At 63.6% G+C, this 26,917-nt stretch carries 26 protein-coding genes and 1 tRNA gene; 15 read left to right on the top strand and 12 right to left on the bottom strand.

Features of this window, described 5'->3' with window-relative positions:
* Positions 1 to 54: 54 nt before the first annotated feature.
* Positions 55 to 1,182: an FUSC family protein gene (locus tag IWX64_RS08625; RefSeq protein ID WP_196866726.1), complete on the bottom strand. Its 1,128-nt coding sequence runs from the start codon at positions 1,180 to 1,182 to the stop codon at positions 55 to 57.
* Between the two features lie 267 nt (positions 1,183 to 1,449).
* Between IWX64_RS08625 and pstS the strand changes: the two genes are divergently transcribed.
* From pstS to pstB, 4 genes are all read left to right on the top strand, one after another.
* Positions 1,450 to 2,574, top strand: coding sequence for a phosphate ABC transporter substrate-binding protein PstS (gene pstS, locus IWX64_RS08620; RefSeq protein ID WP_196866725.1), 1,125 nt, complete (start codon positions 1,450 to 1,452; stop codon positions 2,572 to 2,574).
* 172 nt (positions 2,575 to 2,746) lie between these two features.
* Entirely contained in the window at positions 2,747 to 3,679 is a 933-nt protein-coding gene (gene pstC / locus IWX64_RS08615) for a phosphate ABC transporter permease subunit PstC (protein ID WP_395939882.1), read from the top strand.
* A complete protein-coding gene (gene pstA / locus IWX64_RS08610) occupies positions 3,679 to 4,782 on the top strand; it encodes a phosphate ABC transporter permease PstA (RefSeq protein WP_196866724.1) in 1,104 nt (367 codons plus the stop codon). Before pstC ends, pstA begins: the two co-directional genes overlap by 1 nt.
* A 27-nt stretch (positions 4,783 to 4,809) precedes the next feature.
* Positions 4,810 to 5,589, top strand: coding sequence for a phosphate ABC transporter ATP-binding protein PstB (gene pstB, locus IWX64_RS08605; RefSeq protein ID WP_196866723.1), 780 nt, complete (start codon positions 4,810 to 4,812; stop codon positions 5,587 to 5,589).
* A 111-nt stretch (positions 5,590 to 5,700) separates the two neighbouring features.
* Here the strand turns inward: pstB and IWX64_RS08600 are convergent, their stop codons facing one another.
* From IWX64_RS08600 to IWX64_RS08590, 3 genes are all read right to left on the bottom strand, one after another.
* Positions 5,701 to 6,711 carry an inorganic phosphate transporter gene (locus IWX64_RS08600; protein ID WP_196866722.1) on the bottom strand — a complete coding sequence of 337 codons (1,011 nt, stop codon included), beginning with the start codon at positions 6,709 to 6,711 and terminating at the stop codon, positions 5,701 to 5,703.
* Entirely contained in the window at positions 6,712 to 7,329 is a 618-nt protein-coding gene (locus IWX64_RS08595; RefSeq protein WP_196866721.1) for a DUF47 domain-containing protein, read from the bottom strand.
* Positions 7,330 to 7,637: 308 nt separating this feature from the next.
* Positions 7,638 to 8,285 (bottom strand): hypothetical protein, encoded by a 648-nt coding sequence (locus IWX64_RS08590; RefSeq protein ID WP_196866720.1) that lies wholly within the window; start codon positions 8,283 to 8,285, stop codon positions 7,638 to 7,640.
* Between the two features lie 155 nt (positions 8,286 to 8,440).
* Here IWX64_RS08590 and IWX64_RS08585 point away from each other — a divergent pair, with 155 nt between their 5' ends.
* From IWX64_RS08585 to IWX64_RS08560, 6 genes are all read left to right on the top strand, one after another.
* Positions 8,441 to 10,201, top strand: coding sequence for an ABC transporter ATP-binding protein (locus tag IWX64_RS08585; RefSeq protein WP_196866719.1), 1,761 nt, complete (start codon positions 8,441 to 8,443; stop codon positions 10,199 to 10,201).
* Between the two features lie 91 nt (positions 10,202 to 10,292).
* A tRNA-Lys gene (locus tag IWX64_RS08580) sits at positions 10,293 to 10,365 on the top strand.
* Between the two features lie 212 nt (positions 10,366 to 10,577).
* The gene (locus tag IWX64_RS08575) at positions 10,578 to 11,204 is read left to right on the top strand and encodes a hypothetical protein (protein ID WP_196866718.1); all 627 of its coding nucleotides are present in this window, start codon (positions 10,578 to 10,580) and stop codon (positions 11,202 to 11,204) included.
* Between the two features lie 200 nt (positions 11,205 to 11,404).
* On the top strand, positions 11,405 to 11,650 hold the full coding sequence (locus IWX64_RS08570; protein ID WP_196866717.1) for a hypothetical protein: 246 nt from the start codon (positions 11,405 to 11,407) through the stop codon (positions 11,648 to 11,650).
* Positions 11,651 to 11,779: 129 nt separating this feature from the next.
* Positions 11,780 to 12,514: a hypothetical protein gene (locus IWX64_RS08565; protein WP_196866716.1), complete on the top strand. Its 735-nt coding sequence runs from the start codon at positions 11,780 to 11,782 to the stop codon at positions 12,512 to 12,514.
* Positions 12,511 to 13,233, top strand: a complete 723-nt coding sequence (locus tag IWX64_RS08560; protein ID WP_196866715.1) for a hypothetical protein — start codon at positions 12,511 to 12,513, stop codon at positions 13,231 to 13,233. Before IWX64_RS08565 ends, IWX64_RS08560 begins: the two co-directional genes overlap by 4 nt.
* A gap of 170 nt (positions 13,234 to 13,403) precedes the next feature.
* Here IWX64_RS08560 and IWX64_RS08555 read toward each other — a convergent pair whose 3' ends face one another.
* Together IWX64_RS08555 and IWX64_RS08550 are read right to left on the bottom strand one after the other, a co-directional pair.
* Positions 13,404 to 14,123: a response regulator gene (locus IWX64_RS08555; protein ID WP_196866714.1), complete on the bottom strand. Its 720-nt coding sequence runs from the start codon at positions 14,121 to 14,123 to the stop codon at positions 13,404 to 13,406.
* Positions 14,120 to 15,712, bottom strand: coding sequence for an ATP-binding protein (locus IWX64_RS08550; RefSeq protein WP_196866713.1), 1,593 nt, complete (start codon positions 15,710 to 15,712; stop codon positions 14,120 to 14,122). Before IWX64_RS08550 ends, IWX64_RS08555 begins: the two co-directional genes overlap by 4 nt.
* Before the next feature lie 164 nt (positions 15,713 to 15,876).
* Between IWX64_RS08550 and IWX64_RS08545 the strand changes: the two genes are divergently transcribed.
* The 3 genes from IWX64_RS08545 to IWX64_RS08535 are packed head-to-tail and all read left to right on the top strand — an operon-like array spanning position 15,877 to position 18,972.
* Positions 15,877 to 16,872: a Bug family tripartite tricarboxylate transporter substrate binding protein gene (locus tag IWX64_RS08545; protein ID WP_196866712.1), complete on the top strand. Its 996-nt coding sequence runs from the start codon at positions 15,877 to 15,879 to the stop codon at positions 16,870 to 16,872.
* Positions 16,873 to 16,877: 5 nt separating this feature from the next.
* Positions 16,878 to 17,423, top strand: a complete 546-nt coding sequence (locus tag IWX64_RS08540; RefSeq protein WP_196866711.1) for a tripartite tricarboxylate transporter TctB family protein — start codon at positions 16,878 to 16,880, stop codon at positions 17,421 to 17,423.
* Entirely contained in the window at positions 17,416 to 18,972 is a 1,557-nt protein-coding gene (locus tag IWX64_RS08535; protein ID WP_196866710.1) for a tripartite tricarboxylate transporter permease, read from the top strand. The genes IWX64_RS08540 and IWX64_RS08535 overlap by 8 nt, the downstream gene beginning before the upstream one ends.
* 60 nt (positions 18,973 to 19,032) lie before the next feature.
* Here the strand turns inward: IWX64_RS08535 and IWX64_RS08530 are convergent, their stop codons facing one another.
* From IWX64_RS08530 to IWX64_RS08505, 6 genes are all read right to left on the bottom strand, one after another.
* Complete coding sequence (locus tag IWX64_RS08530) at positions 19,033 to 19,308, bottom strand: HPr family phosphocarrier protein (RefSeq protein WP_196866709.1); 276 nt, start codon at positions 19,306 to 19,308, stop codon at positions 19,033 to 19,035.
* A 24-nt stretch (positions 19,309 to 19,332) separates the two neighbouring features.
* Positions 19,333 to 21,030: a phosphoenolpyruvate--protein phosphotransferase gene (gene ptsP, locus IWX64_RS08525; protein ID WP_196866708.1), complete on the bottom strand. Its 1,698-nt coding sequence runs from the start codon at positions 21,028 to 21,030 to the stop codon at positions 19,333 to 19,335.
* 22 nt (positions 21,031 to 21,052) lie between these two features.
* Positions 21,053 to 23,101: a PTS fructose transporter subunit IIABC gene (locus IWX64_RS08520; RefSeq protein WP_196866707.1), complete on the bottom strand. Its 2,049-nt coding sequence runs from the start codon at positions 23,099 to 23,101 to the stop codon at positions 21,053 to 21,055.
* On the bottom strand, positions 23,089 to 24,111 hold the full coding sequence (locus tag IWX64_RS08515; RefSeq protein ID WP_196866706.1) for a 1-phosphofructokinase family hexose kinase: 1,023 nt from the start codon (positions 24,109 to 24,111) through the stop codon (positions 23,089 to 23,091). Before IWX64_RS08515 ends, IWX64_RS08520 begins: the two co-directional genes overlap by 13 nt.
* Positions 24,108 to 24,875, bottom strand: a complete 768-nt coding sequence (locus IWX64_RS08510) for a DeoR/GlpR family DNA-binding transcription regulator (protein WP_196866705.1) — start codon at positions 24,873 to 24,875, stop codon at positions 24,108 to 24,110. Before IWX64_RS08510 ends, IWX64_RS08515 begins: the two co-directional genes overlap by 4 nt.
* 156 nt (positions 24,876 to 25,031) lie before the next feature.
* Positions 25,032 to 25,286 carry a DUF6458 family protein gene (locus IWX64_RS08505; protein WP_196866704.1) on the bottom strand — a complete coding sequence of 85 codons (255 nt, stop codon included), beginning with the start codon at positions 25,284 to 25,286 and terminating at the stop codon, positions 25,032 to 25,034.
* Positions 25,287 to 25,660: 374 nt separating this feature from the next.
* On the opposite strand from IWX64_RS08505, the gene IWX64_RS08500 reads away from it, so the two are divergent.
* Both IWX64_RS08500 and IWX64_RS08495 read left to right on the top strand, forming a co-directional pair.
* The gene (locus IWX64_RS08500; RefSeq protein ID WP_196866703.1) at positions 25,661 to 25,933 is read left to right on the top strand and encodes a GlsB/YeaQ/YmgE family stress response membrane protein; all 273 of its coding nucleotides are present in this window, start codon (positions 25,661 to 25,663) and stop codon (positions 25,931 to 25,933) included.
* A 100-nt stretch (positions 25,934 to 26,033) separates the two neighbouring features.
* Positions 26,034 to 26,783: a hypothetical protein gene (locus IWX64_RS08495; protein ID WP_196866702.1), complete on the top strand. Its 750-nt coding sequence runs from the start codon at positions 26,034 to 26,036 to the stop codon at positions 26,781 to 26,783.
* The last annotated feature ends 134 nt before the right edge of the window (positions 26,784 to 26,917 follow it).

The raw sequence follows: 26,917 nt of genomic DNA, 5'->3' as shown, positions 1-26,917 counted from the left end.
GGCGACGACAGTGACCGGCACAAACACTGCGGCTGGCCGTCGCTTTGATCAGGCTCACAGCCGGGGCAGGTACCCGGCGGCCTCGTCGTGGGGCAGACCGGTCGCTTCCAGCAGGTCGACGATCAGCGGGCGGAACAGCAGGACCAGCCCCTCGCCTTCGAGCCGCTGGATGCTCAGCAGCTTCGGGTGCAGCATGGTGGCGACGGCTGCAAGGTCTTCCCTCGCCTGCCGGAGGGACAGCTCACGTTCCTGCGCACCGGACGCGGAGAGGGCACGCCCCAGCACGTCAACGGCGTCGGCGGTGTCCTCGATGACCTGCGACAGTTCCTGCACTGCCTCATCGGTGAGTGCCGCATGGTTGATGACTGAGGTCAGCCGCCGGGTGAACACGCGACTATTCCGGACGGCAAGGTCAATCGATTCGATCGACCCTCTGAGTTCGCCCAGCTCAAGGCGGTGCCGACGGTAGGCGGGGGACAGCCGCGCCACCTCCTGGGCCGCACCCATGCTCCCGGACAGCCCCTCCATCAGAGGCTGGCAGTTCCGTGCCTTGATCAGGGCATGCCAGGCGAGTGTCGGGTCGCTGCGGGTCAGTGCCGTCGCGGATTCCCGCAGCACGTCCGAGAGCTCACCCAGCAGCTCCCGCACATTGGTCTTGGGCTCCTTCCTCGGATCCTTCGGGGCCAGCACCACTATCACCAGGGCGAAAAGGCCCCCGACGATCGCGTCGACGCTGCGCGTGAACGGACCGCCGTCGGGCGCCGGCAACAGCACCACCAGCAGCGACTGCAGGCCCAGCTGTGTGGTGAAAATGGTGCCGCTGTCCAGGAACCGTGCCAGCAGGATCGAAATGAAGAGTACGACGGCGGCCTGCCAGATCCCGGTGCCGAACAAAGCCAGCAGCACATCACCCAGGGCAATGCCGAGGGTGCAGCCCACTCCCACTTCAAGCACGCGACGCAGGCGCGGGTCGCGGGTGAAGCCGAGCGCGATCATCGACGAGGTTGCTGCGAACAGCGGACCGTCGTGCCCGAGCACCCGCTCAGCGAACACGTACGCACCAACCGCGCAGACCGTCATCTGAATGGCCGGGATCAGTGAGTTGGCGCTGCGCCGGAAACCCACCCGCGTCCGATTGCGAAGAAAGGAGCGGGCTCGCGAGGTGAGTGGGGGCCGCGACATGGAACCCAGCCTAGCCCCGTTCCCCGGGTGCGGGGCTCCGACCCGGGAAGAGGATCCACACAGCATCGGAGGCGCTTTGGCAATACCACCGGGCGGCCAGATCGTAACTGTACGTTTCCCGTTCACCCTCCGTTCACTTTCGTCAGTCAGTCTCTTTACCTGGGGCGCCTAGCTTGAATCAGGTACGCACACCGGACTGTCCAACTTTCCGGCCTCAATGGTGCTTCACGGCATCGATTTTCGACTCCCTGGAAGGGGCAACATCAAGTGAAGGTTCTTCGCTTTGGCCGCGCAGCGGCAGTAATCTCCGTCGCCGCGCTCGCATTGACCGCCTGCGGCACCGACAGTGCAACCGATGCGCCGGCAGAGACCACCGGGGACAACGGCTCGGTGGAGAGCACAGTGACCGGCACGCTGACCGGCTCGGGCGCTTCCTCCCAGGGTGCGGCGATGACCGCATGGCAGTCCGGTTTCACGACCGCTAACCCTGACGCAACTGTCCAGTATTCACCCGATGGATCAGGCGCTGGCCGTGAGGCATTCCTTGGCGGCGGTGTGCAGTTCGCTGGTTCGGATGCCTACCTCGACGAGGAAGAACACGCTACAGCCCAGGAAGTGTGCGGGCCAGAGGGCGCGTTCAACGTCCCTGCCTACATTGCCCCAATTGCTGTGGCCTTCAACCTGCCCGGCGTTGATGAGCTGAACATGGACGCCGAGACCATCGCCTCGGTATTCCGCGGTGACATCGCCAATTGGAATGATGAGGCAATCGCCTCCCAGAACGAGGGAGTGGAACTTCCCGATCTGGCCATCACTGTTGTTCACCGCAGCGACGAGTCGGGTACCACTGAGAACTTTGTGGACTACCTTTCTGTTGCAGCGCCTGACGTGTGGACCGATGAGGTCTCGGGTGAATGGCCTGCCGAGATCGTTGCCGAGAACGCCCAGGGCACCAACGGTGTAGTTTCCACCACGTCGGGCACCGAAGGCGCAATCACCTACACCGATGCTTCGGCAGTCGGCGACCTGGGTCAGGTCCTGGTCCAGGTGGGCGAAGAGTATGTTGCGCTCACCCCGGAGGCGGCGTCACGTGCTGTTGAGGTTGCCGAACCAGCCGAGGTGGAGGGCGCTCCCGAGGTCGACATGTCCTACAACCTCACCAGGGATACAACTGAGTCCGGTGCGTACCCCATCGTGCTGATCTCCTACCACGTCTACTGCGCTACCTACGAAGACCAGGAGACAGTCGACCTCGTCAAGGCCTTTGGCTCCTATGTGATCAGCGAAGACGGCCAGGCCGACTCCGCCGATTCGGCTGGAAACGCCCCAATCTCCGAGGGACTGCGCGAGCAGGCCCAGGCCGCTATCGACTCGATCGCGGTTGCTTCCTAGCATGCTCCGGTTGCCCCGCCCGGTCTTCAATAGACCGGGCGGGGCTGTCCTTTGCACTCGGCCGTTAGGCTAATGTGCAGATATCTCCACCGCTGACGACGCCCGCTTCCGGCAACCCCAGCAGGAATTACCCGTACCAGCACTGAAGGGTTCACTAGTGTCCACGAAGACGGTGTCTCCGAACACGTTGCGCAGAGAAGGCGACAGCGGTCAATCGGGGGACAAAATATTCTCCACAGCAAGCCTCGTGGCTGGCTGTCTTATTCTGGCAGTGCTGTTTGGTGTGGCAATATTCCTGCTAGCCCAGGCACTCCCCACCTTCATGGCTGACCCATCTGATATCTCGGGTGGTAACGGTTTCTTCTCCTATATCTGGCCGATCGTCATCGGCACGGTAATCGCCGCGACCATCGCACTGATTCTCGCGACCCCGATCGGTATTGGGGTCGCCCTCTTCATCTCCCACTACGCGCCGCGGCGGCTATCCCAGGGATTCGGCTACCTGATCGACCTTCTCGCAGCTATCCCGTCGGTGGTGTACGGCGCGTGGGGCTACGCGGTTTTGGCGCCTCAGCTTGCGGTGGCTTACGACTGGCTTGCCACCAACCTGGGCTGGATCCCCATCTTCGAGGGTCCGGCCAGCAACACCGGCCGGACCATACTCACTGCCGGGATAGTCCTCGCGGTAATGGTCCTGCCCATCATCACCTCGCTCAGCCGCGAGATCTTCCTTCAGACCCCGAAACTCCACGAGGAAGCGTCACTGGCCCTCGGCGCCACCCGGTGGGAAATGATCAAGATGTCGGTGCTGCCCTTCGCGCGTGCTGGCATCATCAGTGCCGCGATGCTCGGGCTCGGGCGAGCGCTCGGCGAGACCATGGCCGTGGCCCTTGTCCTCTCTGGCGGAGCACTCACAGCCAGCCTGATCCAGACCGGAAACCAGACCATCGCAGCCGAGATCGCCCTCAACTTCCCTGAGGCCTTCGGCCTGCGCCTCAGCGAACTCATTGCAGCGGGACTGGTGCTCTTTGTCATCACCCTTGCCGTGAACATCATCGCCCGGTGGATCATCAGCCGCCACAAGGAATTCTCAGGTGCCAACTAATGAGTAATGCAACCATGACCCGGCGTCCGTCCCAGTTCACCAAGAACAAGCTTCCCAAGTGGTCCATCTGGGCTGTCCTAGCCGGCGCAATAATTCTCGGAGCAGCTTTCTCAGCACTGCTTGGCTTCAGCCCTATCGCGATGGCAATTTTCACCGCCGTTTTCTTCGTGGTCGGCGGTACCGTGGTGTCGGCAGTGGTGGAAGGCGGACGTAAAGCACGTGACCGGCTTGCCACCTACCTCATCTACGGCGCGTTCATCATCGCGGTGCTGCCCCTGATCTCGGTGATCTGGACTGTGCTGGAACGTGGCATGCCGGGATTGACCTACAACTTCCTCTTCCGTTCGATGAACGGGCTGACGGGCGCCATAGACAACCAGACAGTGATCGATGGAACCCCCGTGTTGGGCGGCGCTTATCACGCGATCCTCGGCACCCTGCAGATCACCCTCTGGGCGACGATCATCTCGGTACCCGTGGGCCTGCTGGCGGCCATCTACCTGGTCGAGTACTCCACTGGCGGTCCGCTCAGCCGAGCAATCACCTTCTTCGTCGACGTGATGACCGGCATCCCGTCGATCGTGGCCGGCCTGTTCGCGGCGGCCCTGTTCGGGCTGATCTTCGGTCCGGGTACCCGGACCGGATTTGTGGCGGCGGCCGCACTGTCCGTGCTGATGATCCCCGTGGTGGTCCGAGCTACCGAAGAAATGTTGAAGATCGTTCCCAACGAGCTTCGTGAAGCTTCCTTCGCCCTCGGGGTGCGGAAGTGGCGGACCATCACCAAGGTGGTCATTCCCACGGCCATCTCCGGTATCGCGTCGGGAGTAACCCTCGCGATCGCACGGGTGATCGGCGAAACGGCCCCCATTCTTGTCACCGCTGGATTCGCGCGTGGAGTGAACCTTGATGTGTTCGGTGGGTGGATGAGCACGCTCCCCACCTACATTTACTACCAGATCATCACGCCAACCTCGCCGACCAGCACTGACCCAAGTACCCAGCGAGCCTGGGCGGCCGCATTGGTCCTGATCATTCTCGTGATGCTACTGAACCTTATAGCCCGCCTCATTGCTCGGATGTTTGCCCCCAAAACCAGCCGCTAATTAGCGCTGCAGAACTTAAGGATTTAGATGTCAAAGCGTATCGACGTCAAGGATTTGAACGTCTACTACAGCAAGTTCCTTGCTGTCGAGGATGTCAATGTAACCATTGAAGCCAGCTCGGTCACCGCGTTCATCGGCCCATCTGGCTGTGGCAAATCGACCTTTTTGCGCACCCTTAACCGGATGCACGAGGTGATCCCCGGTGCCCGGGTCGAGGGCGAGGTACTGCTCGACGGCGACGATCTGTACGACGACGCAGTAGACCCCGTGCACGTGCGCAGCCAGATCGGCATGGTCTTCCAGCGACCCAACCCGTTTCCCACCATGTCGATCCGCGACAACGTGCTCGCGGGTGTGAAGCTGAACAGCAAGCGCATCAGCAAGTCTGACGCCGATGCTCTGGTGGAGAAGTCACTGCGCGGTGCCAACCTGTGGAACGAGGTCAAAGATCGTCTTGACCGGCCGGGTTCAGGACTGTCTGGCGGCCAGCAGCAGCGTCTATGCATTGCCCGCGCCATCGCTGTGTCTCCTGAAGTGATCCTGATGGATGAGCCTTGCTCGGCTCTGGATCCGATCTCGACCCTGGCGATCGAGGATCTGATCAACGAGCTTAAAACCGACTACACCGTGGCGATCGTCACCCACAACATGCAGCAGGCCGCCCGGGTATCCGACAAGACCGCTTTCTTCAACATTGCCGCAACAGGTAAGCCGGGGAAACTGATTGAATTCGGGAACACCACAGACATCTTCAACAACCCCAAGGAGAAGTCCACCGAGGATTACGTGTCGGGTCGTTTCGGCTGACCCGTCCGGAGTGTCGGGTCTGCTCGTCACAGAAGCGGCCCTGAGGGCAAGGTTTGCCGGTTGCAACCGGCGGGTCTGAGCTCCGGGGCCGCTTCTGCTTGTTTCGGGCCCCTAGAGCAGCGGGCTCATCGCCAGAAAGAGGATTCCGCCGATCAGGGCGGTCACGATTGCCGTCGAGAACCAGACGAGTAGCACCTTGACCACCTCGCGGCCGCGCACTGTCGGGAATCGCTGGTTGGCGCCGGCTCCGAGAATGGCCGAGGTCATCGTGTGGGTGCTTGAGAGTGGCATCGACAGGGAGATGGAGCCAACAAAGAGCATCGCCGAAGAGACTCCCTGCGCGGTCATGCCGCGCAGCGGGTCGACCCGGACCAGCCGGTGCGACAGGGTGTGTGTGATCCGCCACCCCCCGAACAGGGACCCGGTGGCCAGCAGAACGGCGGCGAAGATCTGTACCCACAGGGGAATGTCCGAGCCGGTTGCGACGCCGCTGCCCACCAGGGCCAGCACCACTACCACCATGGTGCGCTGCCCGTCCTGCAGTCCGTGTCCCAGGGCAAACACGCCGGCCAGCACTGACTGTGCCATCCGGCTACCCGAGTTCACCTTTCGCGGCGGGCTGTACCGCAGGAGCCAGATCGCAGGGAACACCGCGAGATAGGCCAGTAGGTATGCCACCAGCGGGGAGAGGAGCAGCGGGAGCGCGATCTGCAGCAGGAACACCCGTTCGGAGTCGGCTATCGATTCCCCTCCCAACAGAGCTGACGCTCCACCGGAGCCGATCAGTCCGCCAATGAGGGCGTGGGTGGACGACGACGGCTTGCCCCGGTACCAGGTGAAAAGGCCCCAGCTCAGGGCCGCGATCAGGGCGGCGATGAGGATTCCGAGACCAACCCTGCCGGGGGGCAATCGGATGGCGTCACCCGTGAAGAGGAGAGCAACGCCGGTGCCAAGCAGAGCGCCGACCAGGTTGAACAGTGCCACCAGGAGCACCGCGACGCTCGGGGTGAGGGCACGGGTGCGCACGGCGGTTGCCACCGAGTTGGATACGTCGTGGAACCCGTTCAGGAAAGCGAAGCCGCCGGCCAGTACCACGACGATGCCCAGGAGGAACAGCTCCACCTACGATTCCTTGACGAGGATACTGCCCACGTGTGTCGCCACCTTGCGGATGTCCTTGGTGACATCGACCAACTGATTGGCGACGTCGCGGTGGCGGGCGTAAACCAGGGGTTTGTGGTCATTGAGGAGTTCGGAGCACCAGATCCTGTGGGTGCGCTCGGCGCGCTTGGCGAGCCGGAGGATCTCGATCCAGTACTCCTCGAGTTCATCCATCGAGTTGAGCCGCTTCATCGCCGCCGCAGTCAGTTCTGCCTGCCGGTTGATGACCTCAAGCTGCTCCGTGGCCCGACGACTCAGTTTTCTGAGCTGGTACAGGGCGATGAGCTCCGCAGCCCCATCCAGTTTTTCGATTGCCTCGTTCAGCAGCCGGGACAGCGCATACAGATCCTCGCGGGGGAGCGGGTTGACGAAGCTGCTGCGCATGGAGGTGAGGAGGGCGAAATGCAGGTCGGTCGAGTTGGCTTCGTGCTGGTGCAGTTCCTCGGCCAAGAGATCGTAGTCCCGCGTGGCCGCCCCCAGAATCCCTGACATGGTGCGAACGCCCAGCACGAGCTGCTGCGCCATGTCGGAAAGCAGCACCAGTCCGGCGTCCTCCTGGGGGAAGAGGCGAAGCTTCACGTGGGCTACCTAACCTAGCGGGGCATCATGATGATCGGTCTGCTGCCCAAGGACGATGGGTTGCTGCCTAAGAATAACCGACAGCCCAGCCGCGGCTTATTTTCGCCCGGAGTGGCGGCCATCACCGCCGATCAGATTGGGCGATGATGCAAATAGGGCGCAAAAATGGTGTCGAACCGGGAGCGCCTCTCGGCGGAAGGCCGCTCGAAGCGGCTAAATGTTGAAGCCCGGGGGTTCCACGGTCCGACACCACTTTCAGTTTTCTCCTCCGGGGCGCTCCTGTCAACATTGGCGTCCCGGGAGCTGCCCTAGTCCAGCTCACCCCGCCGCCAGGACGCGGCAGCGTACTCAAGATCCTCGGCCGTCTTGATCAGTTGTTGGGAGTTGCGGGTCAACTTTGCGGCGTGGACCTCGTTGGTGGGTTCGGCGTCGTCGGCGTGATGGGTCTGGCCGAGCGCGATGACCCGGCAGAAGGCGGCAAAGCGTTCCAGTGCTACATCGAACTGGCCCTCAAACGCGCCGGAAAGAATCGTGTCCGCCATTGACTGGACTTCCTCAGCGCCGGGGGGCTCGGCCACGCCAGCGATCACCTTGGAGACCTGGGCTACGTCCTTGCCCGATTTGAAGTAGGAGGCGATGCGTTCGGGGTTCTGCTGGGTGGCGGCCCGCAGGGCGTAGAGCCTCCAGAGGGCGCCGGGAAGTGAGCGGGCTGGGCTTTCGGCCCACATCTCGGCGATGGCCTCGAGCCCCTGCTGATCAGCGAGTTCAACCAGGCGTTGGGTCACATCCGGGTCCTCGGATAGCCTGCCATGGTGAACGAGGGCACGCGCCGAGAGGTGGGCGGCTTCCGACACCCGGGAGGGGTCGGCACCGCCGGCGAAAACCTCAAAGTCCAGCGGCGCGAAGGGCTTGGGCTTGTGGTGCCTGGGACTCTGGTTCCTGTAGTTACCGCTCATGAACTGAGGATACTCCTGACATTTCCCTCCATGCCAGCATCCCCTGGGAGGGAGCCTTCCGGCTCCGCTGCCCGGGCAAGGTGACGCACATTATTCGTGCCATTTCACCGCGAAGATCAGTATCGATAGTTCAGCGAGTGGGGAGACAATGGGGTATGAGTACTCCTTCCACACCTGGTCGGTATCCGCGGCTCAAAATTCTGTGGTCATTCATCCGCCCACATCGACGGGTGCTGGCGCTCGGTCTGGTCCTGGGGCTGATCACCACAGCCACTGCCCTGGCTACTCCGATGGTGACCAAATGGGTTCTGGACTCGGTAGGCACGTCGGTGTCGCTGAGGGAACCGATCGGAGTCTTGCTGGGGCTCCTGGTGGTTGGCTCGGTGGTCGGATTATGGCAGTGGATTCTGCTCGGCACACTCGCGGAACGGGTTGTGCTGGACGCGCGCGAATCGATGGTGCGCCGGTTCTTCCAGGCCAAGGTCGCAGAACTGACCGGGCGTCCTACGGGGGAAATTGTCACCAGGGTCACCTCGGACACGGTCCTGCTCAGGGAAGCCGCCTCGTCAAGTGCGGTCAGCCTGGTCAACGGGACGGTCGCACTTTTCGGAACCCTGATCCTGATGGGTGTGCTGGACCTCGTCCTACTGACAACCACCCTGACCGCCATCGTCATTATCGGGGTCCTGTTTGCTCTGTTGATGCCCCGCATCGCCCAGGCCGAGGAACAGGCCCAGGAGTCCGTGGGAAACCTGGGGGGTGTGCTGGAGGGCGCGCTCCGCGCGGTCCGCACCGTCAAAGCGAGCCGCGCCGAGGACAGGCAGAGCGAACGCATCGTCACCCAGGCCAGGGAGTCAGCGAGGCACAGCGTGCGCGCCGTGCGCACACAGGCTGTTGCCTGGACGATCGCCGGCGGTGGGATCCAGTTGGCGATCATCGTGATCCTGGGGGTCGGCGCCTGGCGGGTGGACCTGGGGGTGCTTGAGGTATCCAGTCTCATCGCGTTCCTGCTCTACGCATTTGGAATCATGGGGCCGATCACCGAGCTCACCCAGAACATCACCGCCGTCCAGTCGGGAATCGCTGCCGCGTCGCGGATCTCCCAGGTGCAGCAGATGGAGGTTGAGGAGGATCTGGCCGACGTCGCCCAGTCCCAGGTCAGCGACCGGGGGACTGGCGCGGTCCTCGAGTTCCGCCAGGTGCGGGCTGCCTACGGTCCAGACGTCAAGCCGGCGGTCGACGGCGTGACCGTCAGCATCCCGCGGCTCGGGCATACCGCCGTCGTCGGCCCATCGGGCGCGGGTAAAACCACCCTCTTCTCGCTGCTCCTGCGATTCATCGAACCGCAGGATGGGGAGATTCTCCTGGAGGGGAAGCCTTACTCGAGCTACACCCACTCCGAGATCCGCGCGCAGCTGGCGTACGTGGAGCAGGAGACACCCATCGTTCCCGGCACCATCCGGGATAACCTGCTGTTCACTCACCCGGACGCCACCGACGACGAGGTCTGGGATGCCCTCCGGGCGGTGAAATTGGAGGAGAAGGTGATGTCGCTGCCTGACGGCCTGGAGACGGAGTTATCCAGCACAGCAGTCTCCGGTGGGCAACGTCAGCGGATAGCGCTCGCGAGGGCCATTCTGCGGACCCCTGCAGTCCTCCTGCTCGATGAAGCCACCGCGCAGGTCGACGGTCTCACCGAGGCCGCAATTCACGACTGTATCTGCGACCGCGCCAGCACAGGTGCGGTCCTGACCATCGCCCACCGGCTCTCCACGGTGATCGACGCAGACACCATTCTTGTCATGGAGGACGGCCGAATCAGGGCAACCGGCACCCATGGCGAACTGCTGGCCAGCGACGACCTGTACCGGCGGCTGGTCGAAGCACTGAGAATCGTCGAGCCTGTGGTGGGTTGATGCCGGAATTAGGGCCCCGTTCTGCACTCCGGTACAGGATGCGATAATGTAGGCAGGTCATTTCGACCACTTCGGTGGTCGGTGGTGATGAGGGCCTTTAGCTCAGATGGTAGAGCATCGGACTTTTAATCCGTGGGTCGAGGGTTCGAGCCCCTCAGGGCCCACAATCGTGGGATACCCGAACTGGAGTCCCCGCCGATCCTCGGATCGGCGGGGACTCCAGTTCGTTAACGGGACCTGCTCGGCCACGAAAAGGCAAAAGGATTGACTCCGGCGCCGGAACCGTCTGCAATAGAGAGTAGGCAACTCCACCAGGGCTCAACGTTCACGGCCCACCCGGTCCGTTTACCTGTTGGCCCCGCCGAGAGGAAGACCCATGGATCCTGCCAGTTTCGTGCTTCAAGCGTCGATCGCTGTTGCCGTGGTGGGGATCCTGACGGCACTGACCGCGATGGCACTCGCCGCCAGCCTGAAACGGGACAACGACGTCGATTCCCTGTTCTGGTACGGATTCTCCGGATTATCAGCCGTCTTATTCGCCATCGTTGGAGCCGCGGCCACCATCCCGGGCAGTGGGGGGCTGGTCACCGCCGGGGCGCTGGTCTGTGCCGGAGTAGCAGCGGGATGGCTCTGGCGTGGGGAGCATGAACGCAGGATCAGGCTCGTCGACGAGGCACTTCGCCGCGAGCGGGAGACGCTCAAGGGCCGGCACGAACGCGTCCTCCAGCAGTGGGTGAGCTACGAGCTGGACCCTGCCGCGGCGATCGACTTCCCATCCATGACCGACCTTTCGCGGAGCGACACTTCCCGGCTGATCCGCTCGATGCGCACTGCAGCGTTGCTGCGCGAACGGTTCGATGTGGGCGACGCCGGATCCGCAGAGTATTCGGCCGCATTGACTGGCCTGGAGGAAGCGCTGACGGCTGCGGAAGTCGCAGCGGGCGTCATTCGGGACGCCGCCGTCACTACCCGGTCGACCCTCGGTGACAGGGTGGTGGACTGAAATCTCCCGACGTCGGGCTCTGGCCGACCCGCTGGGTGTCGTGTACGTTTAGTCGCATGAGAACACTAATTTTCGAGTAGTCCGTCGGGACCGCCCTTCCTATCGAAAACATCGCTCGTTGAGGTATGCCTCCGAGCGGAGCTTCTTATTCACCCATTGCTTGCTGAGCGGATGTTTGGCAACCGAATTTAAGGATCACCATGACCAACCACGCCAAGAAACAGGACAACACCCAGGGCGACTCCCAGCCCGAGGACCAGATCACAGCGCACCTGTCCGATTCGGCAGCCAAGAAGCTTCAGGATGACCCGAGGGCGAAGCTCGCCCTCGCCAAAAAGAATCCCGACTTCGGCAAACTGGACGGCGCCCGCAGCACGGGCCCAAACCACCAGCCTGTGCACCGCAGTGGTAAGCAGGGCAAGACCGAAAAGAAGGCTCGCTGGTAACAGCCGAACTTTTGGAGAGTTAAAATGAAACTGGCTCCGCGTTCTGCGTATGGGGGAATCGCAGAATGGGGAGCCAGCGATTTAAGTATACTTCAAACCGAGCGTTATAAGTCCAGTTAAGGGGTGGTAATGGCCGTCACAGCCAAATCCTTTCAGCTGTGGCGTTCCCAGATCGCACCCAATGACACAGTTTCTGACCTGTGCCGCAAAGCCGGAATCAAACGTTCCACCCTGGGACAGCAGCTGGTGCGCGGAAAGGTTGCGGTCGTCACGATCGTGAGCATAGCCCGCGCCTACGGCCTGCACCCGGTGGAGGCTCTCGGCAACTTCGAGGGGTACCGTGACCTCCCCGGGGGAATGCGGGGGCCAACCGATGCGGAGCTGATCAGCCAGGTGTCGCACATCGACATTCTTCGGCTGGTGGTGGCCCGCAGCAGGGACGAGGAGGCGATGGGGCACCCCGTAAAGCTGGATCTGGTGCCGTTCCCGCACCAGACGTCGGTGCGGGCCTGGGTCGACGCAGTCGATACGGGGGACCTGCGGCAGGCGCTGGCCCGGAAAACAGGGGTGGCACCACAGAATCTGTCGGCTCAGCTTACCGCTGGCCGCCTCACCCCGGAACTCGCGTTGGAGGCGGCACGGCTGGCGGGGGTGTCCCTCGCCAGCGGTCTCGTTGTGACAAATCTGATCACCCCGTCGGAGGGCGGTTGGCCGGTGGAGGGGAGGCATCAGGCGTTGGGTCGGAAGTCGGATGCCGGCCTTGTGCTGTTGGCGAGGGACAGGTTGGACGTGCTGGGCAAAGCATTGAAGAAGCTCGAGCAAGCGAACAGCCGTGAGCAGGACCTATGGGAGAACCTCGGATGACTGAGCATCTAATCCAGTGGATCGTACTTGCGTCATGCATCGCCTTCGCACTGCTGCGGCTTCCCGATGCGGTCCGGGGACGCGGTCGGTCGGTTTTCACTGCGATGGTGCTCCTGGTGGTTGCAGTGGGGCTCAGCCTGCCGCAGATCTATTTACCCATCGACGGGTTCCTGGGTGGGATGAACATTGCGAACCTTCTCATCAGGCTTTCACTGTTCGCAATCTTCGTCCTGCTGGGAATCAGGATTGCTGGGGCCTTCAGATCGCCCCGCACACGCTGGCTGATCGTCGGCCCTTTGGGACTGGCGGTGCTCGGCGCGGTGGTGCTGGTTACCGTGGTGTTCTTTCTGGTCAGTGATCTTCCAGAGAGTTCGACGGGCCTGGCGGCTTTCCGGGATCAGGACACAGTCCGACTCTACGCGGAGGCCGGGCGGCTCTATCCAGGATACGTTGCGGCCTGCCTGGTACTGCCGGCGTGGAAGGGCATGCTGGATCCTGCCGGGCGGTTGGCGTACCGGAGTGCTTCGGCGTTGCTCGCCATCGGGTTCAGTGCCGTGGTGGTGTTCGCTGTGGTCAGACTGTTGGTGGGGAAGCACCTGGGAGCGTGGGAAATCATTCTCCCGTTCGGATCAATACTGTTGGTAGTTAGTGGTCTGACAGTCATCTGGGCCTCCCGGCGCCGAACCGAACTGACCCCACCGGGTAATAGCCTTGCGTGAAATGTGACGTTTTAGTGATTGAAGGCGTCAAACCTATTCACACTTTCATCATCGTGTGCAAAAATAATGATTATGTAACTCTGCTTGCCATGGGGGACGGCGGAGCTACGTACAGTGCGGGGTGGGGCGTCCATTAGAACGGGTGGACGCACCTACCCGTTCTTGTTTGCTCAGCCGGTCCAGGCGTAGCGCTTCTCCGGCCGACCCGCGGCTCCATATCGTGGCGTGATCTTGGCCTGCTCCCGGGCGACCAGGTACTCCAGGTATCGCCGGGCGCTGACCCGTGCCAGACCGAGCCTTAGCGCAACCTCCGACGCTGAGGAGCCCTCCGGGTTGGAGCGCAGGTCCCCGATCACTGCCTCCAGGGTCGGCACCGATAGGCCCTTCGGCAGTGAGGCCTGGACTTTCATCCCGGCGCCAGCGCGGTGCTCCTGAGTCGGCACCAGGAGCCGGTCAATCACCGCCTGGTCCAGCGCCGGAGAGTTTCCTGCGCTGTGCTCGAGAATGTGCCGGCGATGGGTAACGTACTGATCAAGACGCTCGAGGAGAACCTTGGAGTTGAACGGCTTGACCAGATAGTGCAGTACCCCGCCGGCCATTGCTGCGCGGACAGTTTCCAGTTCGCGGGCCGCAGTGATGGCGATGATGTCCACCGGGTCGCCGGTGAGATTGCGGGCAGCACGAAGGACCTCGATTCCCGACAGGTCAGGCAAGTGAATGTCGAGCAACACCAGTTCCGGGCGGCGGCTGGAAATGAGTTCGAGTCCGTCGGCACCTGTGTAGGCGACGCCCACCACCTCAAAGCCGCCGTGTGCCATCAGGAACCCGGTGTGCACCCCTGCGACTTCGCGGTCGTCGTCGATGACGGCCGTACGGATCAACTGGGTCACTGCTGTTTCACACCGCCTACCGCGACGGGCCGCGGGACCGCAGCGAGCCTGACCCGGAATTCGGCTCCACCGAGCGGGGAGGTGCCCACCTCGATCCGCCCATGACGGCGTTGCGCCACCCGAAGGAGGAGGGAAAGCCCGAACCCGCGCGCGGCGGAGGGTCCCTCAGCCTTGGTCGTGACACCGCTTTCGAAGATACGCTCCCGCAGCCCGTCGGGTACGCCGGGGCCGTCGTCGGACACCGTGATCACGCACCCTGAGTCGTCAGCGGCGGTGGAAACGTGGATGGTTCCATTAGAGCCGACCGCCTCCATTGCGTTATCGATCAGGTTCCCCAGGATGGTCACCTGGTCGGTGGTTCCGTCCGGGTGGAGCGTCGAACTACCGTCGATGATCACCTGAATGTTCTTTTCCTCACCGATCGTACTCTTCGCCATCAGGAGACTGGCGGCATCGGGGTCGGTGATTCCCGGGCAGAGATCGCCGGAGACCACCGAACCGCCGTGGCCGGAACGGGTGATGAAGTCAACCGCCTGCTCGGTCCGGCCAAGCTCCAGCAGCCCCGAGATGACGTGCATCTTGTTGGAGAATTCGTGTGCCTGCACCCGTAGCGCCTGGGTGACATCGCGCGCGCCATCCAGATCCTGCAGCAGCTGGTGAAGCTCGGTGCGGTCGCGGAGGATGAGCACGCTGCCCACCCGCCGCCCGTCCACCACGGCCCGGTTAGCCTGCGCGAGCAGCACCCGCTCACCGACCAGCACCGTGGTCTCGACGGCCCCTTCGGAATCGAGCATCCCCGCAAGGGTGGGGTCGAGGACGTCGACGACGGGGCGGCCGACGGCGGCGTCGTCGAGGCCAAGGAGGCGGCGCGCCTCGTCGTTGAGCAGCGCCATTCTCCCCCGTTCATCGACCGCCACCACTCCCTCTCCGATTCCGTGCAGCATGGCGTCCCTGGTCTCAAGCAGGGTGGCGATTTCCTCGGGCTCCAGCTTGTAGATGCGGCGCCACACCAGGCGGGATACGTAGATAGCCCCCGCCGATCCCAGCAGGGCGGCCGCGATCAGCCACAGCAGCAGCTGAGGGAGGTCCTCCTGGAGGTCCTGGCTGAGCCGGGATTCGAGAATGCCCACTGAGGCGGTGCCGATCACTGAGCCGTCGTCGTCGAAAATGGGGACCTTCACCCGCCATGATTCCCCAAGGGTGCCGGTCTGGGTTCCCACGAATGTGTCCCCCGACAAGGGCACCGACGGATCAGTGGAAACCATCGATCCGATCATCTCCGGGTTCGGGTGGGAATAGCGGATCCCCGCGTCGTCGGTCACCACCACATAGGTGACATTGGTTGACTGGGCGATGAGAGCGGCGATCGGTTGGATGGTGTCACTGGGACGGGCGTCGTCGAACGCCTCCACAATGGTGGGTAACTGGGCGACCGACTGGGCGACTCCAACCATCCGCGTCTCGTAGGCGTCACGGATCTGCTGCTCCTGCATCCGGATCGCGACCGACCCGGCGATCAGGACAATGATCAACACGATGGACAGCTGCAAAAGAAAGAGCTGTGACCTCAGCGACAATGACCTGATCATGACCCTATCTTGGCATGTCAGCGGCTCTCTGACCCTGTTCCCGTCATGACCGTAATGACCAATACGTGCGTTATGTCCGTATTCTTCCCCGCCCGGTGGGAGGTCCCTACGATGAACCGGACGGCCTGGTGATCTGCATCACGCCAAAGAAAGGAAATCTCATCATGAAGCTTAATCGCCCAATGAAGCGCCATTCAGCTTTGGTCGCTGTCGCAGCAGTCTCGGCACTGGCCCTATCCGCCTGCGGCGACAGCGGCGCCGAGACCCCCGAGGGCGGAATCGACCGCCTGAATATCGTTGTACCGGCAGACCCGGGCGGCGGCTGGGACCAGACGGGCCGCGCCATTCAGACCGATCTCGAAGAAAACGATCTTGTGGGCAGCGCCTCGGTGGAGAACGTCGGCGGTGCCGGCGGCACGAACGGCTTGACCCGCCTGGCGACCGAACAGGATCCCAACACGCTGATGGTGATGGGCTACGTCATGGTTGGTGCGGTTGAGACCAACGCGGCCGAGACCCGCATCGAGGACACCACGCCGATCGCGCGGCTCACCGACGAGCCGCTGGTCGTCGTCGTACCCGCCGAATCGCCGTACCAGACCATCGAGGATCTGGTCGCCGATATCGAAGAGAACGGCCAGGCTGTCTCAGTTACCGGCGGCTCCGCCGGCGGCGCCGACCACATCCTCGCAGGCATGATCCTCGAGGCCGAGGGCGTGGCCCCCGACAAACTGAACTACATCCCGTACTCCGGCGGCGGTGAGTCGTTGGCTGCCCTCCTGGGCAACCAGGTATCTGCGGGTATCTCGGGTGTCGGCGAATACGCCGAGCAGGTCAAGGCGGGCACAGTGCGTGCCCTTGCAGTGTCCGGTGAGGAACCAGCAGGCCAGATCCCCGAGGTCGAGACCTTGACCGACCAGGGCATCGATGTGGTCCTGACCAACTGGCGCGGCGTCGTCGCCCCGGGCTCGATCGACGAGGAGCAGGCTGCAGCGCTGACCGACCTGATCACTGAGCTGCACGAGACGGAGTCGTGGCAGGAAACCCTCACCGAGAACAACTGGGCGGACGCCTTCCTCACCGGCGAGGAGTTCGCCACCTTCCTCGAAGAGGACATCGAAACGGTCAAGACGACCCTGACAGACATCGGCCTGCTGTAGCCGCCATGAGTACCCACCCACCAGAGGCACAGGCCAGCGGCGCGCGGACCGCCGCTGGCCGGCCCATCGGAGAGATCATTTTCGCAGCAGGGATCCTGAGTCTCGGCATTTTCGGTTTTGTGGCCGGCGCCGATATCCGGACGCCCCCGTCGGCAACCGGGATTGGCCCACGGGAGTTCCCGTTCATCGTGTCCGGTCTGCTCGTGGTCCTCGGGGCCGCGATCATCGTTCAGTTGTTGCGTGGCCATCGCGGCGCTCCTGAAGAGGGCGAGGATGTCGACCTCAACGTGAAGACCGACTGGCTGACCGTTGCCAAGCTTGTCGGGTTCGTGGCGCTGCACATCCTGCTCATCGTCCCGACGGGTTGGCCCGTTGCCGCTGCGGTGCTCTTTTTCGGTGCAAGCTGGACGCTCGGCGCCCTGTCCTGGTGGAAGAGCGCGGTCATCGCCATCGTGATGGCCCTGGTGCTGCAGTTCGTGTTTGCCGGTCTGTTGGGCGTCTCCCTCCCCGCCGGGTTCCTCCTGGAAGGGGTTGAAATCTTCAATGGATAACTTTATGGCCCTCATGGAGGGTTTCTCGGTTGCCATGCAGCCGATGTACCTGCTGTTCGCACTGGGCGGGGTACTGGTCGGAACAGCCGTGGGTGTGCTGCCGGGCATCGGCCCGGCCATGGCCATCGCGCTGCTGATGCCCATCACCTACAGCCTTGATCCGACGGCGGCGATCATCGTTTTCGCCGGGATCTACTATGGCGGCATGTATGGCGGTTCCACCACCTCCATCCTGCTGAATACACCCGGTGAATCGGCGTCGGTCGTTACGGCGCTTGAGGGCAACAAGATGGCCAAGGCGGGACGCGGAGCGGCCGCTCTGGCCACCGCCGCGCTCGGCTCGTTCGTCGCCGGCACCGTCGCCACAGTCCTGCTGACCTTCCTTGCCCCGATGCTCGCCGAATTTGCTGTGCAGATTGGCCCGGTCGAGTATGTGGCGCTGATGGTCGTCGCCTTCCTCACTGTCGGGGCACTCCTGGGTGCGTCGGTGCTGCGGGGACTGGCGTCCCTGTGCATCGGACTGTTCCTCGCGTTCGTGGGGGTCGACGCCCTGACGGCTCAGCAGCGTTACACATTCGGCAGCCCGTTCCTCGCGGACGGCATCGACGTCGTCCTGGTGGCTGTGGCCCTGTTCGCTATGGGTGAGGCGCTGTACATCGCGTCGCGGATGCGTCACGGGTCGGTGGCGGTAATCCCGGTCAGCGGCAACTGGCGCAAGTGGATGAAGCGCGACGACTGGCGCCGGTCCTGGAAGCCCTGGCTGCGCGGCACGTTCATCGGGTTCCCGATCGGCACCATTCCGGCCGGCGGTGCGGACGTTGCGACCTTCGTCTCCTACGCAACCGAACGCAAGCTCGCCAAAGGCGAGAACAAGGCGCAGTTCGGCAACGGAGCCATTGAGGGTGTCGCGGGTCCGGAATCCGCCAACAACGCAGCTGCCGCAGGCGTGCTGGTGCCGCTGCTGACCCTCGGTATCCCCACTACCGCGACGGCGGCGATCATGCTGGTTGCCTTCCAGCGGTACCAGATCCAGCCCGGTCCGCTGCTGTTCGAGGTGGAAGGTGCCCTGGTCTGGGCGCTGATCGCCAGCCTGTACGTCGGCAACCTGATGCTGCTGGTTTTGAACCTGCCGCTGGTGGGGCTGTGGGTGAAGATCCTTCAGATCCCTCGCCCCTACCTGTACGCGGGCATCCTGGTCTTTGCAGCCCTCGGCGCGTTCTCGATCAACTTCACGCCGGTGGATGTGTGGATCCTACTGATCATCGGTCTGCTCGGGTTCTTCATGCGCCGATACGGCTACCCGATCGCACCGATGGTGGTGGGCCTGATCCTCGGTCCAATCTTTGAGGATCAGCTCCGCCGCTCCATGGCCATCTCGCAGGGAGACCCCTCGGCACTGATCACTTCACCGATCGCCGCGGTAATCTACGCAACCCTTGCGCTGATTTTCGTGCTGTCGTTCTGGATGAAGAAGCGTCAGAAGGCTATGGAAGCCTCCCTCGCCAGCACCTCAGTGAGTGCGAGCGAGGGAGACCAAACCCGCGCCTAGGTGTACTCAGTCAGTAGGTTGGTTGCACCTGCTGACTGAGTACACCTAGGCGCGGGACAGCTAGGCGTCGTGGTCAGTTTCCAGGATCTTCGCCAGGGACTCGAGGGCCTCCTCGGCACCGTCGCCGTCTGCACGAAGCACGACGACGTCGCCGTGGGAGGCCCCGAGCCCCATCAGGGACAGGATGCTCGATGCGTCCATCGCGTCCTCTGCCGGTTCGCCGTCCAGGGCAATGGTGACCTCCAGGGGAAGCTCACCCGCCGCCTCGGCGAAGATGGCTGCGGGGCGGGCGTGCAGGCCAACCCGGCTTGCGACTGTGGCTTTGCGTTCTGACATAGGGTTCCTCCTTGGTTGGGGCTCTTACTGGCCCAAGGTTTCCAGAATGGGGAGCCGTTCACGGACCATGCTGCGTCCCTGTTCGGCGGTGGTCGCGGCGAGGGCCAGGGCGGCAAGTTCCTGAGCTTCGTGGCGGGTCACCGAGGCCAGCACCGCAGCGACAGTGGGCAGCGCCCTCGCTGACATGGAGAGGGTCGACACCCCCAGCCCTACGAGTACGACGGCGAGGGCCGGATCCGCTGCAGCCTCGCCGCACACACCCACCGGCTTCTCGGTGGCTGCGCTGGCGGCGGCCGATTCGGCCCCCGCAACGGTGTGTTTGACGAGCTGTAAAACAGCTGGTTGCCAGGAATCGTTCAGTGCGGCGAGCTGGCCCAGCAGGCGGTCGGCCGCCATGGTGTACTGGGTGAGGTCATTGGTTCCCAGTGAGGCAAACCCGACGTGCTGGAGGATGGCTTCGGAGGTCAGCGCGGCTGACGGCACCTCGACCATCACGCCAGGGCGGTTCAGCCCCTCGGCGAGGCACATCTCCCCGAACGCCTGGGCCTCGGCGGCCGTCGAAATCATTGGTGCCATCACCCACACTTCGGCCTCTGAGTCAGCAGCTGCCCGGGCGATCGCCTTTAGCTGGCGGGTGAGCACGCCGGGGCTGACCGATCCGGTCCGGTAGCCCCGTACACCGAGCGCCGGATTGGGTTCCGTTGCGTCGGTGAGGAACGGCAGCGGCTTGTCCGCGCCGGCGTCGAGCGTCCTGACCACCACTTTGCTGCCGGGGAACGCGTCGAAAACCTCCTGGTAGGCTGCCGCCTGCTCGTCGGGGCTCGGCTCGGTCTCCCGGTCCAGGAAACAGAACTCGGTGCGCAGCAGGCCGACACCTTCGGCGCCGGCCGCGGCCGCCGCCCGGGCATCCTTGCCGGAACCCACGTTCGCCAGCAGCGGCACAGGATGCCCATCGGCGGTGGCGCCCGTACCGTTGAACGTGCCCAGCGCAGCTGACTGCTCCACCCACCTGGCTGCCAGAGCGCGCTCCTCATCGCCGGGGTCGGTGCTGATGCTGCCGGCCGCGCCGTCCACGTACACCTCGGTTCCGGCCTCGATGGCCTCGGCACCTGAGGCAGCCACGACGGCCGGCAGCCCCAGCGCACGGGCCAGGATTGCCGTATGCGACTGTGGGCCGCCGCTGCTGGTGATCAGCGCCAGTACCTTGGTCGCATCGAGAGTTGCGGTATCAGCCGGGGCAAGGTCTTCTGCAGCGAGGATGAACGGCCTATCCGAGGTGGGAATGCCGGGGGCCGGTAGCCCGCGAAGTTCGGCTACCAGCCGGGCACGCACGTCGTGGACGTCCTGGGTACGCTCGGCCATGTAGCCGCCGAGACTGAGCAGCATCTCGGCGACCGCTGAACCGGCTTCCCATACCGCCCGCTCCGCTGAGGTGCCCGCATTGATGAGCTTGGTTGCCGACTTCAGCAACATGGGGTCGGCCGCCATCATGGCGGTGGCCTCCAGCACCGCGCTTGCGTCCTTCGATGCGGCGTCGGCGCGGCGCTTCAACTCGGCCTGGACCGCCTTGGACGCCGCCTTCAGACGCACAGTCTCGGCCTCGGCCGTGGTGTCCGCCCCCCAGGTTTCGCCCTGGAGTGGCTCCCGGGCCCTGCCTGGCATCTGCAGGACCGGCCCGATTACGCGGCCGGGGCTAACCCCGACTCCGGTAAGTTTCGTCATTGAAAGACCCTCCCGGGTTCGGTTAGGCGGCGACCGTCTCGGCAACAGGAGCGTCTTCGGTTTTCCGCGTGGCGAAGCGTTTCAGGGCTACCACCGTGAGTGCCGAGATAATCGTGCCCGCAATGACAGCCACCACAAACATAGCGACATTCCCGATGGCAAAGAAGACGAAGATGCCACCGTGCGGTGCCTGTGAGGTGACCCCGGAGCGCATGATGATGGCGCCAGTCACTGCTGAGCCCAGCATGCTGGCGGGAATGACACGCAGCGGATCGACCGCTGCAAAGGGAATCGCGCCTTCGGAGATGAACGCGGCACCCAGCAACCAGGCAGCCTTTCCATTCTCCCGTTCAGCCACCGAGAAGCGACGGCGGTCCAGCACGGTGGCGAGTGCCATGGCCAGCGGTGGGACCATTCCAGCAGCCATGACTGCTGCCATGATCTGCCATGGGGCCTGGTTGGCAATAGCCCCGGCGCCCAGTCCGGCGACGGCGAAGGAGTAGGCGACCTTGTTGATTGGTCCGCCCAGGTCGATGGCCATCATGAGGCCGAGAATCACTCCTAGAAGGACTGCTGCTGCGCCGGTCATTCCGGAGAGCCAGTCATTCAGGGCGGTGGTGAGTGAAGCGATTGGCCCGCCGAGGACGAGGATCATCAGCCCTGACGCGGCGATGGAGGCCAGGAGCGGGATGATCACCACGGGCATCAGGCTGCGGAGCCAGCGTGGTACCTTGATCCGGCCGATCATCATGGCGATGTAGCCGGCGAGCAGGCCGCCGACGATACCGCCGAGGAAACCTGCCCCCATGAACCCAGCCACTGCACCGGCAACAAAGCCGGGAGCGATACCTGGCCGGTCAGCCAGCGCATAGGCTATGTAACCGGCGAGTGCCGGGATGAGGAAGCCCATCGACAGGCCACCGATTTTGAAGAAGACCGCACCGAGGAAGGCGGCGAGGCCCTCCGGCGGCAGATTGAGCAGGGTGTACTGGGTCAGCATTGCATCGGCATTACCGACACCATCGGCGTTCGACAGGGCAATTTCGTAGCCAGCCAGCAGGAAGCCAAGCGCGATCAGGAGACCGCCACCGGCCACGAAGGGAATCATGTAGCTGACACCGGTGAGGAGTGCGCGCTTAAGCTGGCGTCCGACGCCTTCGCCGCCGCCGTCGTCGGTCTGCTGTGACTGGGCGTCGGTGTTTCCCTGGACGCGTCGTGCGTTTGGGTTGTCGGCGGCGGCCAGCGCCTCGTCGACCATCATTCCGGGCTCGTCAATTCCCCGTTTGACGGGGGATGTGATGACGGGCTTTCCCGCGAAACGGTTCCGGTCGCGCACGTCCACGTCGACGGCGAAGATCACGGCATCTGCCGCGGCGATTACGTCCGCCGGCAGCGGAGTGGCACCGGAGGAGCCCTGGGTTTCGACCTGAAGGTCCACCCCGCGTTCCTTTGCGGCGGCAACCAGTGAATCGGCTGCCATGTAGGTGTGGGCGATGCCGGTGGGGCAGGCGGTGACAGCGACGATCCGGCGGGGCTTCGACTGGGTGGCAGGTTCGCCAGCTCCGGATGAGGTTGGTGCTGCCGAGGCTGCCTGTGTTGACTGGCTGCTTTGCCGGGGACCGGCGTCGAGCGCACCCTGGACGAGGTCAACCACGTCCTGTTCAGTGTCCGCGGAACGCAGTGCCGCTGTGAAGTCCTTCTTGATGAGGGAGCGGGCCAGTTTCGAGAGCAACTTCAGGTGCTCCTGGTCCGCGCCGTCGGGTGCCGCTATGAAGAAGATCAGGTCTGCCGGGCCGTCCTTGGCGCCGAAGTCCACGGCCGGATTCAACCGGGCCATCGCGAGTGTTGGCTCGGTGACTGAGGTGGACCGGCAGTGCGGGATGGCGATGCCGCCCGGAATGCCGGTGGCGGTCTTCTCTTCCCGGGCAAGCGCGTCGGCGTAGAGGCCGTCCGCGCCGGTCGCCCGGCCCGTGGCGGCAACCTGATCGGCGAGCCGACGGATCACCTGCGAACGGTCAGAGCCCAGGTCCTGATCCAGTGAGACGAGCTCAGTTGTAATCAGCTGTGCCATTGATCCTCCTCCTTTGGAAGTGGTGCATCGAGCGGGGTGTGGGTTGAGGTGGTGATGTGTGGAAGGCGCTGGGTAACGACGGCGCCCGGTGTGGTCTGGTGCAGAGCTGGAACTGTCGAGCCGGGCAGTGCGGCCGCCGCGGAACCGTGGGCGACCGCCTGCTTCAGGCAGTCCTCGGGGGACTGGCCGGCGGTGTGTGCCAGCAAATACCCGGCGAGGGCGGAATCCCCGGCGCCAACGGTGGACCGGGCCGCGACCGGCGGGTGCGTCGCCTGCCACGATTCGGTGCCGGTGACCAGGAGTGCCCCGCGGGCCCCGAGCGTCGCCAGGACCGCTCCGACGCCGGTACCCACCAGCGCGGTGGCAGCTGTTGCGGCCAGGGCCGGGTCGGCCTCAAGCGCTTCGCCGTCCGCCACGCCGCTCAGCTCGGCGAGTTCCTCGGCGTTGGGTTTCAGGAGATCCGGTGTGATCCCGGTGGCCAGGCTATCGGTGAGCGGTGCACCCGACGAGTCGATGGCGATCAGCGGCGAGAGGTCGCCGAACCGGGTGCGCACGGTGTCGATCACCGTGGCGTAGAACGTGCTGGGAACACCGGGTGGGAGGGAGCCGGCGAGCACCAGCCAGGAGGCCCCCGCACACTCGGTCACCACCATTTCCAGGAGGTCGTCGAGTTGGGTGCGGGAGAGGTGAGGCCCGGGTTCGTTGACCTTTGTCGTGGTTCCGTCGGGCTCGGTCAAGGTGATGTTGCTGCGCAGGGGAGTCCCGATCGGAAGGCTGCGGAAAGACACACCCGCCGCCCGGAGTCCTGCGAGCACCGGGTCATCGGTGTCTCCCGGAAGGACGGCGGTTGAGGCCACGCCAGAGACCGTCAGTGCCCGGCACACATTGACACCCTTCCCGCCGGATTCCTGGTGGGCCGCGGTAGCGCGCTGCACCTCGCCGCGGGTGAGGATCTGGGACAGCTCAACTGTCCGGTCGAGGCTTGGATTAACCGTCAGGGTGATGATCACGCGAGAACCACCTCGACGTCGGCGTCGGCCAGGGCCGCAGCCAGAGTGGGCGGCGGTTCCTGGTCGGTGACCAGCGTGTCGATGTCGGTCAGTGACGCGAACCCGACCAGCGTTTCCTGTTCCAGTTTCGAGGCGTCCACGACAGCGATGACCCGGCGGGCAGACCGTACGATCGCCGTCTTGACTGACGCCTCATCCGGGTCCGGCGTGCTGAGCCCGAAGGTTGAGTGAACCCCATTGGCTCCAATGAAGGCAATGTCGGGGCGGTAGCCGTTGAACCGGTCGATGGTGTGGCTTCCGACGGCCGCACTGGTCAGTCCGCGTACGCGTCCACCAACGAGTTCGAGGTGCAGTGAAGATGCAGCGATCGCGAAGGCGACCGGTACGGCGTGCGTAATAACCACCAGGTCGTCACGGGTCTCGCAGGCAAGGAGTTCGGCCAGGTGGCCGGTGGTGGTGCCGGCGTCGAGCACGATGGAGCCGGCATCCGGGATCATGGCGAGGGCGGCCTTGGCGATCCGCGCCTTCTCCGGCTGGTGCTGGCTCTCCCGGCTGTTCAAGCTCAGCTCGCTGGTGCTGTTGTTCGCACCGCTTACCGCCCCACCGTGGACACGGCGCAGGACTCCCGCGTCCTCAAGGAGTGCGAGGTCCCGTCTGACTGTTTCCTTGGTGATATTGAATCGTTCCGAGAGTTCGGTGACACTGACCCGTCCCTCGTCAGCCACGAGGGTGGCGATCCTGCTGTGGCGTTCTTCGGCGAACACTGCGGCCTCCTTGCGTGGTGACTACCATCACAGTAAATGTCTGATTTAGTGACTATATCTGTGTTTATGTTTGATTGTCAACGGTTTTGCAGCAAAACAAAAAAGCGCCACCCCCCAGCTGGTGGGGAGTGGCGCACGGCGGGTGCGGGGCGGCCGTTAGATGCCGCCGTCGCGTGTCTCATTGCGGGTAACGGTCTCGCCCGTGTTCGGATCTTGAACGGATCGGGATTCGGAGACCCGCCGTTGGCTGCGCGGAGCGTTCATCACCAATGAAATGATGAGGCCAAGCACTCCGACACCCATCAGGATGTAGCCCACCAGGGCGAGGTCGACGAAGTCAACGCCATCCGCGACAGCAAAAGCAAGAATTGCACCCAGTGCAATAAGGACGATTGACGAACCGATTCTCATTTTGTCTACTACTCCTTCGATATAACGCGGACGGCGGCTGAATTGGCCGGCCGGGCGAATCCGTTGATCCGCCCGGTGTATCAGTGTGACGTAGTCGTCACCTTACTGTGCTTCCGGTTTATGGTCGTTAACTGGGCAGTTTTTGGGGCGCGCGCCCCGGCTACCAAAACGGCTAAGTGTTATCAAATCAATACCGGCGTGGCCTATTGAAAAACCCGACCACGGGGGTTTAATGAACTCAGCACCGCTCTAATTGAAAGCTAAGCACGCTGATGAAGTAGGATGGTTGAAAGCTTGTGTAGGGACATCCTGCATTACAGCACTTTTGTTATACGTATCACTCGTAGACAAGACTCGATTATAAGGAGTACTCCATGGGTTTCTTCGCATTCCTTCTTCTAGGCCTCATCGCTGGCGCAATCGCCAAGCTCATCCTTCCCGGCAAGCAGGCCGGTGGCTGGATCATCACCCTCATCCTAGGTGTCGTCGGTGCACTGCTCGGCGGCTGGATCGGCAGCGCACTGTTCGGTGCCGACATGAACGAATTCTTCTCGCTTGAGTCATGGCTGCTGGCCATCGGCGGCGCCTTGATCGTGCTCGTCGTTTACGGTGCCATCACCGGCCGCAACAACAAGTCACGCGCCTAATTTCAGACGTGCAAAGAACGCCGTCGGGGCAACCCGGCGGCGTTTTTTGTGCAGTTTTCCCTACGGCGCATCGACTGCGCGCAACTGAAGGACCCAGTAAATGAAACTGCCCAACCTAAATCCCGCCTCGAAACTGGCCAATGATGCCCTCTACGACAAAGAGGGAAAGCCCAAGCCGGGTATCCAGCGGACCATTGAACGGGCCATTGAGGTGCAGCGTCCACTGGTGCTGGCGAATCTTCGCCGCATGTACGCCAAGAACCCGGATGCCACCGCCGAGGAGATCAGTTCGGCCCTGGAGCGCAGCTACCTCGCGGTCATCACAGTCACCGGTGCGGGGGTGGGAGCGACTGCGGTTGTACCTGCCATTGGCACGATTGCGTCGCTGGGCCTGTCGGCCGCCGCCACTATTGGGTTCCTTGAGGCCACGGCACTGTATGCGCAGTCCGTTGCGGAACTCCACGGAGTGCAGACCGATGATCCGGAGCGGGCGCGGACCCTCGTGATGGCCATCCTGATGGGTGAGGAGGGCAATGCCCTGATCCAGTCAGTGCTGCGCGGTTCGGGAGGCGGCGCTACCGAACACTGGGGGACGGTGGTGGGGAGCTCCGTGTCATCGCCGATCGTGCGAACCATCGGGAACAGCATCAGGAGGCGGTTTGTCCGCAAGATGCTGGCCAAGCAGGGCGGCGCCCTCCTGGGGCGTGCGTTGCCCTTCGGTGTGGGTGCTGTGGTTGGTGGTGCTGGCAACCACATGATGGGCCGCGCGGTTATTGCCGCCACCACACAGGCTTTCGGCCCGGCGCCAAGGGTGGTCCCGGGCCAGTTGGTCAAGGACCTCGATCGCTGACCCGATTACCTCGCCTTATTCCGGCCAACGCTCCCGACCCCCCGTTACCTTTCTTATAGCCCCTAAACGAGCAAGAATCGGGGTTGCTGGCCTGTCGGTCCTGGCATGATTGAGTCCCCCAGTCGAATGTATGA

This window comes from Arthrobacter sp. CAN_A212 (assembly GCF_015752345.1).
Lineage (GTDB): Bacteria > Actinomycetota > Actinomycetes > Actinomycetales > Micrococcaceae > Arthrobacter_D.
Note: the sequence above shows the minus strand (reverse complement) of the source record. Positions and strands in the feature narration are given on the sequence as shown.

What these genes read in the sequence shown, in the direction of transcription:
- IWX64_RS08530 (WP_196866709.1), bottom strand. Translation starts at nt 19,308, where the DNA reads ATGTCAGAACGCAAAGCCACAGTCGCAAGCCGGGTTGGCCTGCACGCC.
- pstB (WP_196866723.1), top strand. Translation starts at nt 4,810, where the DNA reads ATGTCAAAGCGTATCGACGTCAAGGATTTGAACGTCTACTACAGCAAG.
- IWX64_RS08560 (WP_196866715.1), top strand. Translation starts at nt 12,511, where the DNA reads ATGACTGAGCATCTAATCCAGTGGATCGTACTTGCGTCATGCATCGCC.
- IWX64_RS08570 (WP_196866717.1), top strand. Translation starts at nt 11,405, where the DNA reads ATGACCAACCACGCCAAGAAACAGGACAACACCCAGGGCGACTCCCAG.
- IWX64_RS08585 (WP_196866719.1), top strand. Translation starts at nt 8,441, where the DNA reads ATGAGTACTCCTTCCACACCTGGTCGGTATCCGCGGCTCAAAATTCTG.
- IWX64_RS08545 (WP_196866712.1), top strand. Translation starts at nt 15,877, where the DNA reads ATGAAGCTTAATCGCCCAATGAAGCGCCATTCAGCTTTGGTCGCTGTC.
- IWX64_RS08550 (WP_196866713.1), bottom strand. Translation starts at nt 15,712, where the DNA reads ATGATCAGGTCATTGTCGCTGAGGTCACAGCTCTTTCTTTTGCAGCTG.
- IWX64_RS08625 (WP_196866726.1), bottom strand. Translation starts at nt 1,182, where the DNA reads ATGTCGCGGCCCCCACTCACCTCGCGAGCCCGCTCCTTTCTTCGCAAT.
- IWX64_RS08565 (WP_196866716.1), top strand. Translation starts at nt 11,780, where the DNA reads ATGGCCGTCACAGCCAAATCCTTTCAGCTGTGGCGTTCCCAGATCGCA.
- IWX64_RS08505 (WP_196866704.1), bottom strand. Translation starts at nt 25,286, where the DNA reads ATGAGAATCGGTTCGTCAATCGTCCTTATTGCACTGGGTGCAATTCTT.
- IWX64_RS08500 (WP_196866703.1), top strand. Translation starts at nt 25,661, where the DNA reads ATGGGTTTCTTCGCATTCCTTCTTCTAGGCCTCATCGCTGGCGCAATC.
- IWX64_RS08520 (WP_196866707.1), bottom strand. Translation starts at nt 23,101, where the DNA reads ATGGCACAGCTGATTACAACTGAGCTCGTCTCACTGGATCAGGACCTG.
- IWX64_RS08575 (WP_196866718.1), top strand. Translation starts at nt 10,578, where the DNA reads ATGGATCCTGCCAGTTTCGTGCTTCAAGCGTCGATCGCTGTTGCCGTG.
- IWX64_RS08540 (WP_196866711.1), top strand. Translation starts at nt 16,878, where the DNA reads ATGAGTACCCACCCACCAGAGGCACAGGCCAGCGGCGCGCGGACCGCC.
- IWX64_RS08535 (WP_196866710.1), top strand. Translation starts at nt 17,416, where the DNA reads ATGGATAACTTTATGGCCCTCATGGAGGGTTTCTCGGTTGCCATGCAG.
- IWX64_RS08590 (WP_196866720.1), bottom strand. Translation starts at nt 8,285, where the DNA reads ATGAGCGGTAACTACAGGAACCAGAGTCCCAGGCACCACAAGCCCAAG.
- pstA (WP_196866724.1), top strand. Translation starts at nt 3,679, where the DNA reads ATGAGTAATGCAACCATGACCCGGCGTCCGTCCCAGTTCACCAAGAAC.
- ptsP (WP_196866708.1), bottom strand. Translation starts at nt 21,030, where the DNA reads ATGACGAAACTTACCGGAGTCGGGGTTAGCCCCGGCCGCGTAATCGGG.
- IWX64_RS08495 (WP_196866702.1), top strand. Translation starts at nt 26,034, where the DNA reads ATGAAACTGCCCAACCTAAATCCCGCCTCGAAACTGGCCAATGATGCC.